At 65.2% G+C, this 15527-nt stretch carries 16 protein-coding genes; 10 read left to right on the forward strand and 6 right to left on the reverse strand.

Annotated elements, in window-relative coordinates:
- Positions 1 to 63: 63 nt before the first annotated feature.
- Both ACVOLS_RS19885 and ubiH read right to left on the reverse strand, forming a co-directional pair.
- Entirely contained in the window at positions 64 to 1242 is a 1179-nt protein-coding gene (locus ACVOLS_RS19885) for a UbiH/UbiF family hydroxylase (RefSeq protein ID WP_481547064.1), read from the reverse strand.
- Complete coding sequence (gene ubiH, locus ACVOLS_RS19890; protein ID WP_481547065.1) at positions 1239 to 2450, reverse strand: 2-octaprenyl-6-methoxyphenyl hydroxylase; 1212 nt, start codon at positions 2448 to 2450, stop codon at positions 1239 to 1241. Before ubiH ends, ACVOLS_RS19885 begins: the two co-directional genes overlap by 4 nt.
- A 114-nt stretch (positions 2451 to 2564) precedes the next feature.
- Here ubiH and ACVOLS_RS19895 point away from each other — a divergent pair, with 114 nt between their 5' ends.
- The 10 genes from ACVOLS_RS19895 to ACVOLS_RS19940 all read left to right on the forward strand — a co-directional run bounded on the left by ACVOLS_RS19895 (position 2565) and on the right by ACVOLS_RS19940 (position 12502).
- On the forward strand, positions 2565 to 3146 hold the full coding sequence (locus ACVOLS_RS19895; RefSeq protein ID WP_481547066.1) for a hypothetical protein: 582 nt from the start codon (positions 2565 to 2567) through the stop codon (positions 3144 to 3146).
- A gap of 14 nt (positions 3147 to 3160) precedes the next feature.
- Positions 3161 to 3715, forward strand: a complete 555-nt coding sequence (locus ACVOLS_RS19900) for a cob(I)yrinic acid a,c-diamide adenosyltransferase (RefSeq protein ID WP_481547067.1) — start codon at positions 3161 to 3163, stop codon at positions 3713 to 3715.
- A gap of 57 nt (positions 3716 to 3772) precedes the next feature.
- Positions 3773 to 4696 carry a histone deacetylase family protein gene (locus ACVOLS_RS19905; RefSeq protein ID WP_481547068.1) on the forward strand — a complete coding sequence of 308 codons (924 nt, stop codon included), beginning with the start codon at positions 3773 to 3775 and terminating at the stop codon, positions 4694 to 4696.
- A 96-nt stretch (positions 4697 to 4792) separates the two neighbouring features.
- Entirely contained in the window at positions 4793 to 7222 is a 2430-nt protein-coding gene (gene lptD, locus ACVOLS_RS19910) for an LPS-assembly protein LptD (protein WP_481547069.1), read from the forward strand.
- Complete coding sequence (locus ACVOLS_RS19915) at positions 7219 to 8592, forward strand: peptidylprolyl isomerase (protein ID WP_481547070.1); 1374 nt, start codon at positions 7219 to 7221, stop codon at positions 8590 to 8592. The genes lptD and ACVOLS_RS19915 overlap by 4 nt, the downstream gene beginning before the upstream one ends.
- 3 nt (positions 8593 to 8595) lie before the next feature.
- Positions 8596 to 9576, forward strand: coding sequence for a 4-hydroxythreonine-4-phosphate dehydrogenase PdxA (pdxA, locus tag ACVOLS_RS19920; protein ID WP_481547071.1), 981 nt, complete (start codon positions 8596 to 8598; stop codon positions 9574 to 9576).
- Positions 9573 to 10379, forward strand: coding sequence for a 16S rRNA (adenine(1518)-N(6)/adenine(1519)-N(6))-dimethyltransferase RsmA (gene rsmA / locus ACVOLS_RS19925; RefSeq protein ID WP_481547072.1), 807 nt, complete (start codon positions 9573 to 9575; stop codon positions 10377 to 10379). The genes pdxA and rsmA overlap by 4 nt, the downstream gene beginning before the upstream one ends.
- A 49-nt stretch (positions 10380 to 10428) precedes the next feature.
- Complete coding sequence (gene apaG, locus ACVOLS_RS19930; RefSeq protein WP_481547073.1) at positions 10429 to 10812, forward strand: Co2+/Mg2+ efflux protein ApaG; 384 nt, start codon at positions 10429 to 10431, stop codon at positions 10810 to 10812.
- On the forward strand, positions 10812 to 11861 hold the full coding sequence (locus tag ACVOLS_RS19935) for a symmetrical bis(5'-nucleosyl)-tetraphosphatase (RefSeq protein WP_481547074.1): 1050 nt from the start codon (positions 10812 to 10814) through the stop codon (positions 11859 to 11861). The genes apaG and ACVOLS_RS19935 overlap by 1 nt, the downstream gene beginning before the upstream one ends.
- A gap of 20 nt (positions 11862 to 11881) precedes the next feature.
- Complete coding sequence (locus tag ACVOLS_RS19940; protein ID WP_481547075.1) at positions 11882 to 12502, forward strand: DUF1287 domain-containing protein; 621 nt, start codon at positions 11882 to 11884, stop codon at positions 12500 to 12502.
- A 214-nt stretch (positions 12503 to 12716) separates the two neighbouring features.
- Here the strand turns inward: ACVOLS_RS19940 and ACVOLS_RS19945 are convergent, their stop codons facing one another.
- From ACVOLS_RS19945 to ACVOLS_RS19960, 4 genes are all read right to left on the reverse strand, one after another.
- On the reverse strand, positions 12717 to 13208 hold the full coding sequence (locus tag ACVOLS_RS19945) for a dihydrofolate reductase (protein ID WP_481547076.1): 492 nt from the start codon (positions 13206 to 13208) through the stop codon (positions 12717 to 12719).
- Entirely contained in the window at positions 13208 to 14002 is a 795-nt protein-coding gene (locus tag ACVOLS_RS19950) for a thymidylate synthase (RefSeq protein WP_481547077.1), read from the reverse strand. The genes ACVOLS_RS19945 and ACVOLS_RS19950 overlap by 1 nt, the downstream gene beginning before the upstream one ends.
- Positions 13999 to 14907, reverse strand: coding sequence for a prolipoprotein diacylglyceryl transferase (gene lgt, locus ACVOLS_RS19955; protein WP_481547078.1), 909 nt, complete (start codon positions 14905 to 14907; stop codon positions 13999 to 14001). Before lgt ends, ACVOLS_RS19950 begins: the two co-directional genes overlap by 4 nt.
- A gap of 66 nt (positions 14908 to 14973) precedes the next feature.
- Positions 14974 to 15465 (reverse strand): TPM domain-containing protein, encoded by a 492-nt coding sequence (locus ACVOLS_RS19960; protein ID WP_481547079.1) that lies wholly within the window; start codon positions 15463 to 15465, stop codon positions 14974 to 14976.
- Positions 15466 to 15527: the final 62 nt, after the last annotated feature.

A 15527-nucleotide genomic window follows, 5' to 3' on the forward strand; every position in this document is an offset into this window, starting at 1 on the left:
CGGCATGGGGCATTACCGAGAAAGCCCCTGCCGAGCATGGCTCGGCACTACATTTGGCCTTGCCTACAGCCCTGAGGCGCGCTTCCAGAACACCGACATCAGCGGCGGCATCTTGCCCGCCAGCCCCAATAGCGCGCCACGCGCCAAGGTCAGGTGCATCTCGTCGTTGGAGAACACCTTGTTGATCGCATCGAAACTGTAAGCGGCCACCGTGTTCTCGCTGCGACGGGTACGCGCCCAGCGCTGCAAGCGGTGCGGTGAACTCCAGTCCTGGCGACGCTGCTTCGCTTCGCGCACAAGATCACGCAGACCGGCCACATCGCGCAGGCCAAGATTCACGCCCTGCCCGGCCAGCGGATGCACCACGTGCGCGGCATCACCCAGGGTCAGCACGCGCCCAGCGACATAGGCCGTTGCCAACTGCCGGCGCAGCGGGAATGCCGCGCGCGCAGAAACCAGTTTCATCTCGCCCAAACGCCCGGCAAAGGCATTGGTCAGCTCGCGGTTGAAGCTGTCCTCATCCAGGCCCAGCACGCGCTCGGCTTCGGCATCCGGCAAGGTCCAGACAATGGAGCTGCGGTTGCGGTCGAAGGGCAGCACCGCCAACGGGCCGGTATCGAGGAAGCGCTGCCAGGCGGTGGCTTCATTCGGCAACGCGCTGTCCACATAGGCGACCACACCGCGCTGGCCGTAATCATGTCGACTGACATCCAAGCCTGCCAAGCTGCGCAGGGTGGATTCGGCGCCATCGGCGGCAATCGCGATCGAGGCCTCGACCCGACGGCCATCATCCAGGCGCAGGCGCACGCCCTGCGCGTCCTGCTCCATCGCTTCCACCCGCGCCGGGCAATACAACTGCACCCCGGCAGCCGGCAATGCGGCCCACAGCCGATCCACCAGCAGACCGTTCTCGACGATCCAGCCCAGCTCGCGCCGGCCCAGCGTGTCGGCGTCAAATGTCAGATCGCCACCACCACCTGCATCCCACACCCGCATGCGTCGATACGCACGGGCGCGGGCCTGATCTACCTGCTTCCACACGCCCAGCGATTCCAGCAGCGCGGCGTTGTCAGCGGCAAACGCGAATACACGCAGGTCCGGCTTCTGTGGCGACCACGGTGGCGGCTCGCGACCTTCCACCATTGCCACCTGCAGTCCTTCCTCCGCCAGCGCCAGCGCGCATGCCGCGCCAACCACGCCACCGCCGACGATTACCGCATCCCATTGTCCGCGCCGGCTCATCGCGCTTCACTCCTGCACAGCTCGGGCACCTGCCCACGGAAGCCCATCGCGCCACCGACCAGGAAGGACTGCACCGCCGGCGCTTGTGCCGCAGCCACAAAACCCAGGCTGCGCAATGGCCGGATCAGCGGCGTGGCATTGCTGGTCAAACGGGCAAGTCCATCGGAGAACGCCAACGTCTGCTCGCGGTCCGGGCCGCGTCGCGCAACGTAGGCCTGCAGCAGATCCTCACTGCCCGGGTCCTGGGCGGCGTCGCCAATCAACTCGGCCAGGGTCAGCGCATCGCGCAGACCCAGGTTGAAACCCTGCGCACCCAGCGGGTGGATGGTCTGCGCGGCATTGCCCAGCAGCAGCGCGCGCTCGCCGACCAGCTTCTGCGCCAGCACCTGGACCAGCGGGTAGGCGCTGCGCGGGCCGCTTTCCAGCAGCCGCCCTGCGCGCCAGCCCACGGCGTCCTGCAGCCGTGCAAGCCACGCCGCCTCATCCAGTGCCATCACCGCATCAGCCTGGTCGCGAGCGACGCCGTGGACCACACCGTAGTGGCGGTCGCCACGCGGCAGCAACGCGGTCGGGCCGGTATCGGTGAAGCGTTCATAGGCACAGCCGTCCGGTGCCTTGGCCGCACGCAGCCGCGCCACGAACAGGGTCTGCTGGTAATCGTGCTCATTGACGTCGATCCCCAGCGCCTGCCGAACCGCGCTGCGGGTGCCGTCGGCGCCCACCACCAGCCGGGCCTGCAGGCGCTGCTCGCCCGCATCATCGGCAATCAGCACCTCGCGCCGGCCATCACTGCCTGCACCGAGACCGACGAACTTCGCCGGGCGGTAGCGGGTCAGCTGCTGCAGTTCGCCCAGGCGGGCTTCCAGCGCCTCCCCAAAGTCGCGCGCCACCACCACCTGGCCGAACGCCTCGCGGCCGTAATCACTGGCCTGCATCACCACCCGGCCGAAATCACCGGCGCGGCTGACATGGATGCGGCGGATCGGGCCGCCTGGGTTGCTCAGCTTCTGCATCACCCCCAACGCGGTCAGCGCATTGATCGTGGCCGCCGCAAAGCTGAGGTTGCGCTGGTCGAACACCGCGGGCAACGCGCCGCCCGGGGTCGCCTCGACCAGGCCGACATCCAGCCCCAGCCGGTCCAATGCGATGGCCAGGCTGGCACCAACCAGCCCGCCACCGACGATCACTACGTCATGGTTCTTGCTCATGGGCCAATGATAACGGGGCTTCACCCGCCCGGTCGCCGCCCCTTGCCGCAGTGCAACCGCCGGTTCACCCCCACTGCGGCTAGAATGGCCGTCTGATTAACGGAAATCGCCACCATGACCGCCAACGCTCAACGCGCCATCATCCTGTCCCTGCTCGTGCTGCTGATGGCCGGCACCCGCCTCAACCACTTTGCACCGGTCCCGGATGCTTCGTGGGCGGTGTTCTTCATTGGTGGCTTCTACCTGCGCAACTGGACCCGCTGGGCGTTCCCGTTGCTGATGGGCCTGGCGGTGGTGATTGACTGGGTGGTGATCTCCAACCAGGGCATGAGCTTCTGGCAGCACTACTGCGTGTCGGCGGCATACTGGATGCTGATCCCGGCCTACTTCGCGATGTGGACTGGCGGCATGCTGCTGCGTCGCTACTACCGCAGCGCCAGCCTCAAGTCGCTGGGCATGCTGGCCGCCACCGTGATCGGTTCGGTCGCGCTGTGCCACCTGATCGCGCAGGGCAGCTTCTACTGGATCAGCGCCTCGGTCGCCGAGCCGACCTTCGCCGGCTGGGCCAAGAACTACAGCGACTGGCTGCTGCCGTACATGCAGAGTGCCGCCATGTACGTCGGTGCTGCCGCGCTGGTACAGGTTGTGGCTGAAGCCGTCAGCAAGCAGCCGGCCGCTGGCCGCGTTGCCCACTAAGGGCGCGCCGGGCAATGGGTAACCGCCTCTCCAAGATCTACACCCGCACTGGCGACGATGGCAGCACCGGTCTGGGTGATGGCAGCCGTACCGGCAAGGATTCGCTGCGGGTCAACGCCTACGGCACCGTCGACGAGGCCAATTCGGCCATCGGCGTGCTGTTGGCCGTGGACATGCCCGAGGACGTGCGCACGCTGCTGACCACCATCCAGCACCAGCTGTTCGACCTCGGTGGTGAGCTCTGCATTCCCGGTCACGCCGCCATCCATGGCGCCGACATCGACGCGCTGGAGCAGCATCTGGATCGCTATAACGATGACCTGCCGCCACTGAAGGACTTCATCCTGCCAGCTGGCGGCGAAGGCGCAGCGCGTTGCCATCTGGCGCGCACCATCGTCCGCCGTGCCGAGCGTGAAACCGTGGCACTGGCCCGTGTCGAAGACATCCGTGCCGAAGCGGTGCGCTACCTGAACCGCCTGTCCGACCTGCTGTTCGTGTTGTCCCGCGTACTTGCCCGGGCCGGTGGCCATGGCGAAGTACTGTGGAACCACGAGCGCCGTCACGGCTGATCCTCCCCTCCCATACGACGCCGCGCACTGCGCGGCGTCGACGGTTACAGTGCGGCCATGCTGGTATTTACCCACCCCGCCTGCCTTGAACACGACCCCGGCATCGATCACCCCGAGTCGCCGGAGCGTCTACATGCCGTCATTTCAGCCCTGCGCGCCGAGTTCCCGGACCAGTTGGAGTGGCGCAACGCGCCGCCCGCCAAGCTCGGCGAACTGGCCCGTGTGCATACCCGTGAGCTGATCGATTCGGTGCTGCAGGCGCAGACCGCGCCGCTGCGGCGTATCGATCTGGACACCTTCAGCTCGCCCGGTTCGGCCAGCGCCGCCCTGCATGCGGCCGGTGCAGGCGTCGCCGCAGTCGACGCGGCGATGCTGGAAGAAGGCAACAAGCACGTGTTCTGCGCGGTGCGCCCGCCCGGCCACCACGCCACCGCCGATACCGCGATGGGCTTCTGCCTGTTCAACAACATCGCCGTGGCCGCGGCCTATGCCCGCGACAAGTACGGCCTGGAACGCATCGCCATCGTCGATTTCGACGTACACCACGGCAATGGCACCCAAGCCATCTTCGAAACCGAGCCCAAGATCGCCTACTACAGCACCCACCAGTCCGGCCTGTTCCCGTATTCGGGCAATATGCGCGAGCGCGGGGTAGGCAATATCTGCAATATCCTGCTGCCGCCGGGTAGCGGCGGCTTCCGCTTCCGCAACACCTGGGCCGACGAGATGCTGCCGCAGATCGAGGCATTCCGGCCACAGTTGCTGTTCATTTCGGCCGGTTTCGATGCCCACATGCGCGATCCGCAGGCTGACCTGATGGTCGAAACCGAGGACTTCGGCTGGCTGACCGCCGAGCTGGTCAAGCTCGCCGAACGCCACGGCAGCGGCCGCGTGGTGTCCATGCTGGAGGGCGGCTACGACCTGCAGGCCCTGCGCGAATGCAGCGTCGCGCATGTCCAGGAACTGCTCGCAAGCCGTTGATGGATGAACCTTGCCCGGCCCACCCGGCAGGCTTTCATTGCCCCCATGCAGACGATGCGGCAAGCTAGCGGCCGTTTTCCCCCGAATGCGAACCGCGTGCGCAAAGCTCTCCGCCTGCTTCCCCTGCCCTTGGGCATTGCCATCTGCCTGCCCGCCTGGGCCGACGATAAGCCGGTGAACTGGGGCCTGTGCCCGGCTACCGACACGCTTCCCGCCTTCGACGAGGCACCACCGGCGGACCCCGCCGCCGCCGCCAACCGCGAGCAGTTGCCCACCGACATCGAAGGCAACGAGCTCACCGGCACCAGCGCCGTACCGCAGTACCAGGGCAATGTGCTGATCAAGCGTGGCGACCAGTTCATGGGCGCCGACAGCCTGCGCCTGGATACCGAAAGCGGCAACTACATTGCCGAGGGCAATGTCCGTTATTCGGATTCGTCGATCCGGATGGTCGCCGAGCGCGCAGAGGGCAACCAGGAAACGGATTCGCACAAGATCAGCGATATCCGTTACCAACTGGTTTCCCGTCGCGGCAACGGCTCGGCCGACTCGGTCGACCTGCAGGGTTCGACCGGGCAGATGCACCATTCCAGCTACACCACCTGCGATCCCTCGCAGCCGGTGTGGAAGCTGGTGGCGCCGCAGATCGACGTCGACAATGACGAAGGCTTCGGCACCGCCCGCAATGCGGTCCTGCGCCTGGGCAAGGTACCCGTGCTGTACATGCCCTACTTCAAGTTCCCGATCGACGACCGCCGCATGACCGGCCTGCTTTATCCAAAGCTGAGCCTGTCGGGGCGCAATGGCTTTGATTACGCGCAGCCGATCTACTTCAATCTGGCGCCGAACTACGACGACACCCTGACCCCGCGCTACATGAGCAAGCGCGGGCTCATGCTCGACAATGAATTCCGCTACCTGTACTCCGGCGGCCGCGGCCAGCTGGATACGACATATCTGCCAAACGACTCCCTGCGCGACCGTGATCGAGGCAGCCTGTCGTTCACCGGCTACCACAACATCGACAAGAACTGGCAGGCCCGCGCCAACCTGGCCTGGGTCAGCGACGAGCGCTACGTCGAAGACTTTTCCAACCGCCTGAACGGCATCACTGCCTCCAACATGCAGAGCACGGCTGGCCTATATGGCACCGGCCGCAGCTGGACCGCCGGCATCATGGCCGACGAATGGCAGTTGACCGACTACACGCTGACGGAAAGCTCCCTGCCTTACAGCCGCCAACCGCGACTGTTCGCCACCTGGGACGAGAGCTTCGGCCGCTGGTTCGAGGCTGGCGTGTATGCCGAGGCGGTGCGTTTCACCCACGATGACATCCACCTCAAGACACGGGATGCAGATGGTGAATATGTCCGCACCGGCGACGTCACCCGGATGTTTGGCGGTTCGCGTCTGGACATCAAGCCTTATGTCTCGATGCCGCTCGGCGGCGCTGCCTGGTATATCACCCCGACCCTCGCCTGGCGCTACACCGCCTATGACCTGGAGCGCGGCCTGGCCGACGACATCCGTGCCCAGCAGCTGCGTGCCGCCGGCATCACCAACCCGACCCCGGAGCAGCTGCGCGGCAACACCTCACCCAGTCGCAGCATGCCCATCGCCAGCATCGACATGGGCCTGTTCTTCGATCGTGAGACCACGCTCAAAGGCAAGTCCTACCTGCACACGCTGGAACCCCGGTTGTTCTATCTGAACACCCCGTACCGCGATCAGTCGGACCTGCCGCTGTTCGACACCCGCGCTTTTACCTTCAGCTGGGGCCAGCTGTTCCGCGACTCGCGCTTCACCGGCGCCGACCGCCAGAACGATGCCAATCAGCTGACCACGGCACTGACCACCCGCCTGATCCGTCAGGCTGACGGTCGCGAGAAGCTCTCAGCCAGCATTGGTCAGATCAGCTATTTCGAAGACTCGCGGGTTACCGTGAACCCCGGCGACCCGGTGGTGAGCGAAAGCAAGTCCGCCTGGGTGGCCGACGTCAACTGGGCCATGACCGACCGTTGGACCCTGGGTACCACCTACCAGTGGAATCCCAAGTTCCGCAAGGAAGACCTGGCCAGCGTGCGTGCACGTTACCTGCTGCCTGAGGACGGCGTGATCAACCTGACCTACCGCTACCGCGGCAACCCGAGCACCGGTCAGGAGCAGCTCAAGCAGGCTGACTTCTCCTTCCTGTACCCGATCAACCCGCGCTGGAGCGTCGTCGGCCGCTATTACTACTCCATGGTCGACAGCAAGCCGCTGGAAATCATCGGCGGCGTACAGTGGGACAGCTGCTGCCTGGCGGTACGTGCCCTGGCCCGCCGCTACGTCAAAAACCGCGAAGGTGACCTCAACAATTCGTTCCAGATCGAGTTCGTGCTCAAGGGCCTGAGCTCGGTCGGGCAGAACACGGACCGCACCTTGCGCCGTGCTATTCTCGGCTACAACCGAGACGACCTCTACCTCGTTCCGCCCAGCAACATCGAAGCGAACGACGACGACTACGATCCCAACCAGATTCCATGACCAAGACCCTTCCTGCAGTCCTCGCCACCTTGCTGGCGTTCTCCGGCGTTGCCGCCCCGGCTGTTGCGCAGCAGACGCAACCGCTGGATCGCATTGCCGCCATCGTCGACGAGGGCGTCATCCTGCAGAGCGAACTGCAGCGTGCGGTTGCCAACATCAAGGGCCAGTACGCCGGCCGTGAAGCCCAACTGCCGCCGGAATCCGTGCTGGAGCGGCAGGTGCTGGAGCGTCTGGTGCTGGTCAAGCTGCAGGTGGCCCGCGCCGAGAGCAGCGGCATCCGCGTCAGCGATGAAGAGCTCAACCACGCCATCGGCAGCATTGCCCAACAGAACGGCACCACGGTTGATGGCCTGCGTCAGCGCCTGAGCCTGGACGGTATCGGTTTCTCCGACTTCCGTAACTCGGTGCGCGAGGAGATCATCACCCAGCGCCTGCGCCAGAGCTTTGCGCAAAGCCGCATCAGCGTCAGCGAAGGCGAAGTGGATGCTGCACTGGCCCAGCAGAACGCAGGCGGTGCACAGTTCCACCTGGCGCACATCCTGATTGCCGTGCCGGAAGGCGCGACTGCTGAGCAGATCGCCACCGGCCAGAGCAAGGTTGACGGCGTCAAGGGCCTGCTGGACAAGGGCGAACTGGACTTCTCCGCTGCTGCCGTCCGTTACTCGGACAGCCCCAACGCGCTGGAAGGCGGCGACCTGGGCTGGCGCAGTGCCGACGAAATCCCCAGCGCGTTCGCCAACCAGATCAAGACCATGAAGGCCGGCGACGTGCTGGGCCCGATCCGTGGCCCGAGCGGCTTCCAGTTGCTCAAGCTGGTGGAAACCCGTGATGCCGGCAGCGCTGGCGACAGCGGCCAGAAGGTCACCGAATACCACGCCCGCCATATCCTGGTGCGCGTCACCGACCAGGTCGACGACGCTGCCGCCAAGGCCAAGATCGAAACCCTGCGTGCCCGCATCGCTGGTGGCGCCGACTTCCAGGCCGTGGCAAAAGAATCCTCCGACGACACCAACAGCCGTGGTCAGGGCGGTGATCTGGGCTGGTTCCCGGCCGATGCCTTCGGCCCGGACTTCGGCAAGCAGGTTGAAAGCCTGACTGACAATGGCGTGGGCACTCCGTTCCGCACCGATGCCGGCTGGCATATCGTGCAGCGCGTGGCCAGCCGTCAGACCGACGTCGGCGACAACAACAAGCGCGCCCAGGTCCGTGAACAGATCGGCCGCCGCAAGCTGGACGACGAGTACAACCGTTACCTGCAGGAACTGCGTGGCGAAGCCTACGTCAGCTTCCGTAGCGGTGACCGCGCCGAGGGCAATGCTGATTCCGCGAATACGCCGGCAACCACGCCGGCCGAACCGGCCAAGCCCTGATCCATGATTGCCGAGCTCGCTCTGGTACCGGGCGAGCCCTCCGGGATCGGCCCGGAACTATGCATTCGTCTTGCCCAACAGCCGCGCAGTGACTGCCGGCTGTTGGCGTTTGCGGACCCCGATACGCTGCGGGCCGCCGCCAGCGCGCTGAACCTGCCGCTGCAACTGCTTCCCGAATACGCCACCGCCAGCCGTCCCGGCGACCTTCGCCTGCGTGAAGTCCGCAATGCCATGCCCTCGCAGTTTGGCCAGGCCGACCCACGCAATGCACGCGCGGTAATCGATTGCCTGCTTGGCGCCGGCCAAGCCTGCCTGGACGGTAGCCTTGATGGCGTGGTCACCGGCCCGGTGCACAAAGCCGTGATCAACCAAGGCGGCATCGCCTACAGCGGCACCACCGAACTGCTGGCCAACCAGGCCGGCGTCGAAGTGGTGATGATGCTGGCCAACCCCATCGTGCGTGTGGCCCTGGCCACCACCCATCTGCCGCTACGTGACGTCGCCGACGCCATCACCGCAGACAGCCTGCGCAAGGTCATCAGCACCACCGATGCGGCCCTGCGCCGCGATTTCGGCCTGGCGCAGCCACGTATCGCCGTGCTCGGGCTCAACCCGCATGCCGGCGAAGACGGCCATCTCGGCCGTGAAGAGCTGGACCTGATCATCCCGCTGCTCGAGCAGATGCGTGACGAAGGCCTGAACCTGATCGGCCCGCTGCCCGCCGACACCGCTTTCCTGCCAGCCAAACTGGCCGGTTTCGACGCGGTCCTGGCGATGTACCACGACCAGGGCCTGCCGGTGCTCAAGTACAGCGGCTTCGAGCAAGCCACCAATATCACCCTGGGACTGCCTTACCCGCGCGTCGCGGTGGACCATGGCACTGCCCTGGACCTCGCCGGCAAGGGCGTAGCCGACCCCTCCAGCCTGTTTGCGGCAACAGCGTTATGCGCACAGCTGGCTGCACAACGTAAAATCAGCACATGAATTCAGATTACTCCCCGCGCACGGGCTTCACCGCTCCGGCCAAGAAGCAGCTCGGCCAGCACTTCCTGGCGGACAAGTACTACGTCGAGAAGATTGTCATGGCAGTCGACCCCAAGGGCGACGACCGCCTGGTCGAGATCGGCCCGGGCCAGGGCGCCATCACCTTCCCGTTGCTGCGTCGTCACCCCAAGCTGACCGTCATCGAGTTCGATCGCGACCTGATCGTACCGCTGACCGAAGCCGCCGCGCCGCTGGGCGAGCTGACCATCGTCCACAGCGACGTGCTACGGGTGGATTTCACCGAGCTGGCCGCCGGTTCCACGATCCGCCTGGTCGGCAACCTGCCTTACAACATCTCCTCGCCGATCCTGTTCCACGCGCTGGACCACGCCGCCGCGATCTCGGACATGACCTTCATGCTGCAGAAGGAAGTGGTCGACCGCATGGCCGCTGGCCCGGGCAGCAAGGTCTACGGCCGACTGAGCGTGATGCTGCAGGCATTCTGTGAGGTGCGCGCCTTGTTCGTGGTGCCGCCGGGCGCGTTCCGGCCGCCGCCGAAGGTGGATTCGGCCGTGGTCCGGCTGATTCCGCGTGATCCGGCCACGGTTGGCATCAACGACCGCAAGCGCTTCGCGGATGTGGTCCGCGCCGCCTTCGGCCAGCGCCGCAAAACCCTGCGCAACGCCCTCAACGGCGTCATCGACCAGGCCCAGTTCGAGGCCGCCGGCGTACGCAGTGATGCCCGTGCCGAACAGCTGGAAGTTGCCGATTTCATCAGGCTTGCCAACCTGCCGCACGAATAAGCGCTGCAAACACGCAATCCGATCACCTGCTTTTGCTTACACTCCTCCCATGGAAGACACCCGCCACTACGCGATCGAGATCGAGGTCTCGCCTCGTTTCATCGACGACCAGTCGGCCCCTGAAGACGGCCGCTTTGCGTTCGCCTACACGATCCGCATCCACAACCGCGGCACCATGCCGGCGCGGCTGATCAGCCGCCATTGGCGCATCACCGACGGCGAAGGCCGGGTCGAGACCGTCGATGGCGATGGCGTGGTCGGCGAACAGCCACGGCTGCGCCCCGGCGAGGAGTTCCGCTACACCTCCGGCGTGATGCTCGGCACCGAGCGCGGCACCATGCAGGGCCACTACGACATGATCGCCGACGACGGCACCGAGTTCGCCGCACCGATCGCGCCGTTCGTGCTCGCCATCCCAAGGACGCTGCACTGATGGCGACCTGGGCAATTGGCGACCTGCAGGGCTGCTACGACGTCACCCAGCGTTTGCTGGAGAAGATCAACTTCGATCCGGCCGCCGACAAACTGTGGTTCGCCGGCGATCTGGTCAACCGTGGCGGCCAGTCATTGGAGACGTTGCGACTGGTGCACTCACTGCGCGAGCACAGCGTCACCGTGCTCGGCAACCACGACCTGTCCCTGCTGGCCATCGGTGCCCGCAGCGAAGAGGAGCAGCGCAAGGTCAACCCTGACCTGCAGCGCATCGTGCTGGCCGAGGACCGCGACGTGTTGCTGGACTGGCTGCGCATGCAGAAGCTGGCACACGTAGACCGTGAGCTGGGCTGGATGATGTTCCATGCCGGCCTGGCACCGAAATGGACCGTAGCACTGGCTGAGAAGCACGCCCGCGAAGTCGAGCTGCAACTGCACGGCAACGGCTACCGCAAACTGTTCCGCAACATGTATGGCGACAAACCGGCATGGTCGCCAGGCCTGAGCGGCTACGACCGCTCGCGCGCCATCATCAACATCTTCACCCGCATGCGCTACTGCACCCCAAGCGGGCGCATCGGCATGGAAGACAAGGGCACCCCGGGCACCCAGCCGCAGGGCATGTACCCGTGGTTTGAAGTGCCTGGCCGGGTCGAGCGCGAACTGAAGATGGTCTGCGGCCATTGGTCGGCCCTGGGCCTGACCATCACCCAGGGTGTGCACGCCATCGATACCGGCGCGGTCTGGGGCGGCAAGCTCACCGCGCTGCAGTTGGACAGCGACGACCTGCGCGTCGTGCAGGTACCGGGCCGCGATGTACCAGTGCCGGTGCCGGGCCAGCATCCGCCGCGCAAGCCGCGTGTGGAAGCCAAGGTGGAAGCCAAGCCCGAGTCCAAGCCCGACCCCCGCGGCGAAGCTCAGCGCGCCGAGCGCAGCGGCGAACAACGCCGACGCCCGCGCCGTCATCGTCCACGTGGGCGCAACGGCAATGGCAACAACAACGGCAACAACAGCACACCCACGCCGGACAACAACGGACCGGCTGCATGAGGGTTTGGCCGTCGGCACTGATGCTGATGGCCATTGCATTGCTTGCGGGCTGCCACCAGCAGTCCGCCGACATCGAAACAAACCCAACACCGCCGCAAGCAGTCAGCGAACCGGCGCCGCAAGTCGTTTCACCTCCGCTGGTTGCGGCCGCACGGGCTCAGATCGGGGTAACCACCCGCTACGACCCGGCCTACTTCTCACTGACCTATCCCAACGGCGATCCGCCGCTTGATCGTGGTGTCTGCACCGACGTGGTGATTCGCGCGCTGCGCACGCAAGGTGTTGACCTGCAGCAGCGTATCCATGAGGACATGCGCGGGAATTTCACTGCCTACCCGCAGCTATGGGGACTCTCGCGCGCGGATCGGAACATCGACCACCGCCGCGTGCCCAACCAGATGCACTGGTTCCAGCGGCAAGGCTGGGAGTTGCCGACAAGTACCCTCGCTGATGACTATGCCGCCGGCGACATCGTCGCGTGGAGGCTCAATGGCAACGGCCTGCTGCACGTAGGCATCGTCTCGGATCGGCGGCTGGACGACGGCACCCCGCTGGTGCTGCACAACATCGCGCAAGGCACGCAGGAGCAGGATCTCCTGTTCCGGCACACGATCATTGGGCATTACCGGATGCCGGGGTGATTGGGCTCTGGTGCGAGGCTTTGAAAGCTTGGTGCAAAGAGCTAAGAGCAAAGTGCGAAGAGCTACCCCTCCCCAACCCTCCCCTTGGCTACGCCAAAGGGAGGGAGCTGATCTCGCCGGCTGCACCATCTTGCGTAGCCCAGGCTGTTACCCCCTCCCTTTGGCGTAGCCAAGGGGAGGGCTGGGGAGGGGTAGCTTTTAGCTTCAGAACGACTCAACCCCGCACGTAGTGCACGAACCGGAACGCAAACGCATGCCGCTCATCAGCCGCATGCTCCTGGCTATCCACTTCCCGCCACAGCGCCGGATCCACCTCCGGAAAATGCGTATCGGCGTTCACCTCGGTATCCACCCAGGTCAGATGCAGATCAGTGGCCTGATCCAGCAACAGCCGATAGATCTCGCCGCCACCAATCACGCACAGCTCGTCAGCGCCCTCGCCCACAGCGATCGCCCGCGCCTCATCCAACGAAGCCACCGCACGCATGCCGGCAAACGGCACCTGCCCGCTTCGGGTCAACACCAGATTGGTTCGCCCCGGCAGAGCGCGACCCAGCGACTCAGCGGTCTTGCGCCCCATCAGGATCGGCTTGCCGAGGGTCAGCGCCTTGAAGTGCTTGAAGTCATCGGGCAGATGCCACGGCATCGCGTTGTCATGGCCAATGCCACGATTGCGATCCAGCGCGGCGATCATCGAGAGCTTCATTACACCGCCACCGGTGCCTTGATTGCCGGATGCGGGTCGTAGCCGTCGATGCGAATGTCGTCGAACTGGAAGCCGAACAGATCGGTCACTTCTGGATTCAACCACAGCTTGGGCAGCGCGCGCGGTTCGCGCGACAACTGCTCGCGTGCCTGCTCGTAGTGGTTGGAATAGATGTGCGCATCGCCCAGCGTGTGCACGAAATCGCCAACGCCCAGCCCCGTCGCCTGCGCCACCATATGCGTCAGCAAGGCATAGCTGGCGATATTGAAGGGCACGCCGAGGAAGATGTCACCGCTGCGCTGGTACAGCTGGCAGCTGAGCTTGCCGTCGACCACGTAGAACTGGAACAGGTTGTGGCAGGGCATCAGCGCCATCTGCGACAGCTCGCCCACGTTCCAGGCGCTGACCACCAGCCGACGCGAATCCGGATTGCGCTTGATCTCGTCCACCAGCCACTGCATCTGGTCGATCTCGCGGCCATCGGCGGTGGCCCAGCTGCGCCACTGCTTGCCGTAGACCGGGCCGAGGTCGCCATTGGCATCGGCCCACTCGTCCCAGATGTTGACCTTGTTGTCCTTGAGGTAGCCGATATTGGTATCGCCCTTCAGGAACCACAGCAGCTCATGAATGATCGAGCGCAGGTGCAGCTTCTTGGTGGTGACCAGCGGGAAGCCCTGGTTGAGGTCGAAGCGCATCTGCCAGCCGAACACGCTGCGCGTGCCGGTGCCGGTGCGGTCGGACTTCTCGGTACCGTGCTCCATCACATGCTGCAGCAGATCCAGGTATTGCTTCATGCCTTCTTCTCTTCCAGTGGGAGCACCGGCTGCAACACCGGCGCGCGGCGCGACATTGCCAGCAACACCAAGCCCAGCACGATCAACGGCAGGCTCAGAATCTGGCCACGGGTCAACCAATCAAACGCGACATACACGCCGTTGTCGGGCATGCGCACAAACTCGACCAGGAAGCGGAAGCTGCCGTACATCAGCGCGAACAGGCCGGACACGGCATAACGCGGGCGCGGCTTCATCGAGTAGAACCACAGCACCAGGAACATCACCAGACCTTCCAGCAGCGCTTCGTACAGCTGCGAGGGATGGCGCGCGTACTGGCTGAGCAGCCCGGCAGCATAGTCCTGCTGGATCTGCGCCGCCGACAACAGCTGCTCCATCGCCGGCAAGCCAGCGGGGATGTCCTTCAGCGGCGAATGCGGGAAGACCACGCCCCAGCCTGCATTGGTGAACTTGCCGTACAGCTCGCCACCAATGAAGTTGCCCAAGCGGCCAAAGCCCAGGCCCAGCGGAACCAGCGGCGCAACAAAGTCGATGGTGTCGAAGAAGTGCAGCTTGTGCTTGCGCGTCCACCACCAGCCGGCGATCAGCACGCCAAGCAGGCCGCCGTGGAAGCTCATGCCGCCCTCCCAGACCCGCAACAGGATCAGCGGATTGGCGAGGAAGTCGGCGGTTGCGTAGAACAGCATGTAGCCGATGCGTCCGCCCAGCACCACGCCCAGCATCGCGTAGAACAGCAGGTCGGAGAACCCGTTCATATCCACGCCGGGCAAGCGCCCGGCAAGGATGCGGGAACGGCCCAGCCACCAGGCAGCGGCAAAGCCGAGCAGGTACATGATGCCGTACCAGTGCACATCGATCGGACCCAGCGAGAAAGCGATGGGGTCTATGTCATGAAGAAAGAGCATGCGGGCACTGTCAGGCGAACCAGCCCCTATTCTCGGGGTAGCGGCCCTTGCCACTCAACCCATGCTTCAGCCGAACACCTGCGGGCGGTCAGGTAGCTCGTTGCGGGTGCGCCCTGCCGGGTTGGGTGGAAAGTGCGCCGACAGCAGCTGCGAGACCTCGGCCACCGCCGCCAGCACAGCTTCCTCGCGCGTATTCCCGTTCAGCTGCTCGCGCAGGTGATCGCAGATCAGCTGCCACTGCGCCGCATCCACCCGCGCCTGCAGGCCACGGTCGGCGACGATCTCGATGGCATGGTCGGCCAGCAGCAGATAGATCAACACACCGTTGTTGGCCTCGGTGTCCCAGGTGCGCAACAGTGCGAAGGCGTGCTCGGCACGGGCGCGGGGGCAGTTGTTCTTCCACAGCAGGGCAAACGGCAGATCGGACTCGACCGCGAACATCACCTGGCCGCTGTGCAGACGCTCACCATCGGCAATGGCGTGGGCGATCCGGTCCAGGCTGGCCTCCGGGAATGCGGCATGCGCGGAAGGAGCAAAGAAATGTCGTAACCAGCGCATCACCAGCTCCCCTAGGCACCACCGCCTCCCGAACGTCCACCACCACCGCCCCAACCGCCACC

Source organism: Stenotrophomonas sp. STEN038 (assembly GCF_056759895.1).

What these genes read in the sequence shown, in the direction of transcription:
- ACVOLS_RS19885 (WP_481547064.1), bottom strand. Translation starts at nt 1,242, where the DNA reads ATGAGCCGGCGCGGACAATGGGATGCGGTAATCGTCGGCGGTGGCGTG.
- ubiH (WP_481547065.1), bottom strand. Translation starts at nt 2,450, where the DNA reads ATGAGCAAGAACCATGACGTAGTGATCGTCGGTGGCGGGCTGGTTGGT.
- ACVOLS_RS19895 (WP_481547066.1), top strand. Translation starts at nt 2,565, where the DNA reads ATGACCGCCAACGCTCAACGCGCCATCATCCTGTCCCTGCTCGTGCTG.
- ACVOLS_RS19900 (WP_481547067.1), top strand. Translation starts at nt 3,161, where the DNA reads ATGGGTAACCGCCTCTCCAAGATCTACACCCGCACTGGCGACGATGGC.
- ACVOLS_RS19905 (WP_481547068.1), top strand. Translation starts at nt 3,773, where the DNA reads ATGCTGGTATTTACCCACCCCGCCTGCCTTGAACACGACCCCGGCATC.
- ACVOLS_RS19915 (WP_481547070.1), top strand. Translation starts at nt 7,219, where the DNA reads ATGACCAAGACCCTTCCTGCAGTCCTCGCCACCTTGCTGGCGTTCTCC.
- pdxA (WP_481547071.1), top strand. Translation starts at nt 8,596, where the DNA reads ATGATTGCCGAGCTCGCTCTGGTACCGGGCGAGCCCTCCGGGATCGGC.
- rsmA (WP_481547072.1), top strand. Translation starts at nt 9,573, where the DNA reads ATGAATTCAGATTACTCCCCGCGCACGGGCTTCACCGCTCCGGCCAAG.
- apaG (WP_481547073.1), top strand. Translation starts at nt 10,429, where the DNA reads ATGGAAGACACCCGCCACTACGCGATCGAGATCGAGGTCTCGCCTCGT.
- ACVOLS_RS19935 (WP_481547074.1), top strand. Translation starts at nt 10,812, where the DNA reads ATGGCGACCTGGGCAATTGGCGACCTGCAGGGCTGCTACGACGTCACC.
- ACVOLS_RS19940 (WP_481547075.1), top strand. Translation starts at nt 11,882, where the DNA reads ATGCTGATGGCCATTGCATTGCTTGCGGGCTGCCACCAGCAGTCCGCC.
- ACVOLS_RS19945 (WP_481547076.1), bottom strand. Translation starts at nt 13,208, where the DNA reads ATGAAGCTCTCGATGATCGCCGCGCTGGATCGCAATCGTGGCATTGGC.
- ACVOLS_RS19950 (WP_481547077.1), bottom strand. Translation starts at nt 14,002, where the DNA reads ATGAAGCAATACCTGGATCTGCTGCAGCATGTGATGGAGCACGGTACC.
- lgt (WP_481547078.1), bottom strand. Translation starts at nt 14,907, where the DNA reads ATGCTCTTTCTTCATGACATAGACCCCATCGCTTTCTCGCTGGGTCCG.
- ACVOLS_RS19960 (WP_481547079.1), bottom strand. Translation starts at nt 15,465, where the DNA reads ATGCGCTGGTTACGACATTTCTTTGCTCCTTCCGCGCATGCCGCATTC.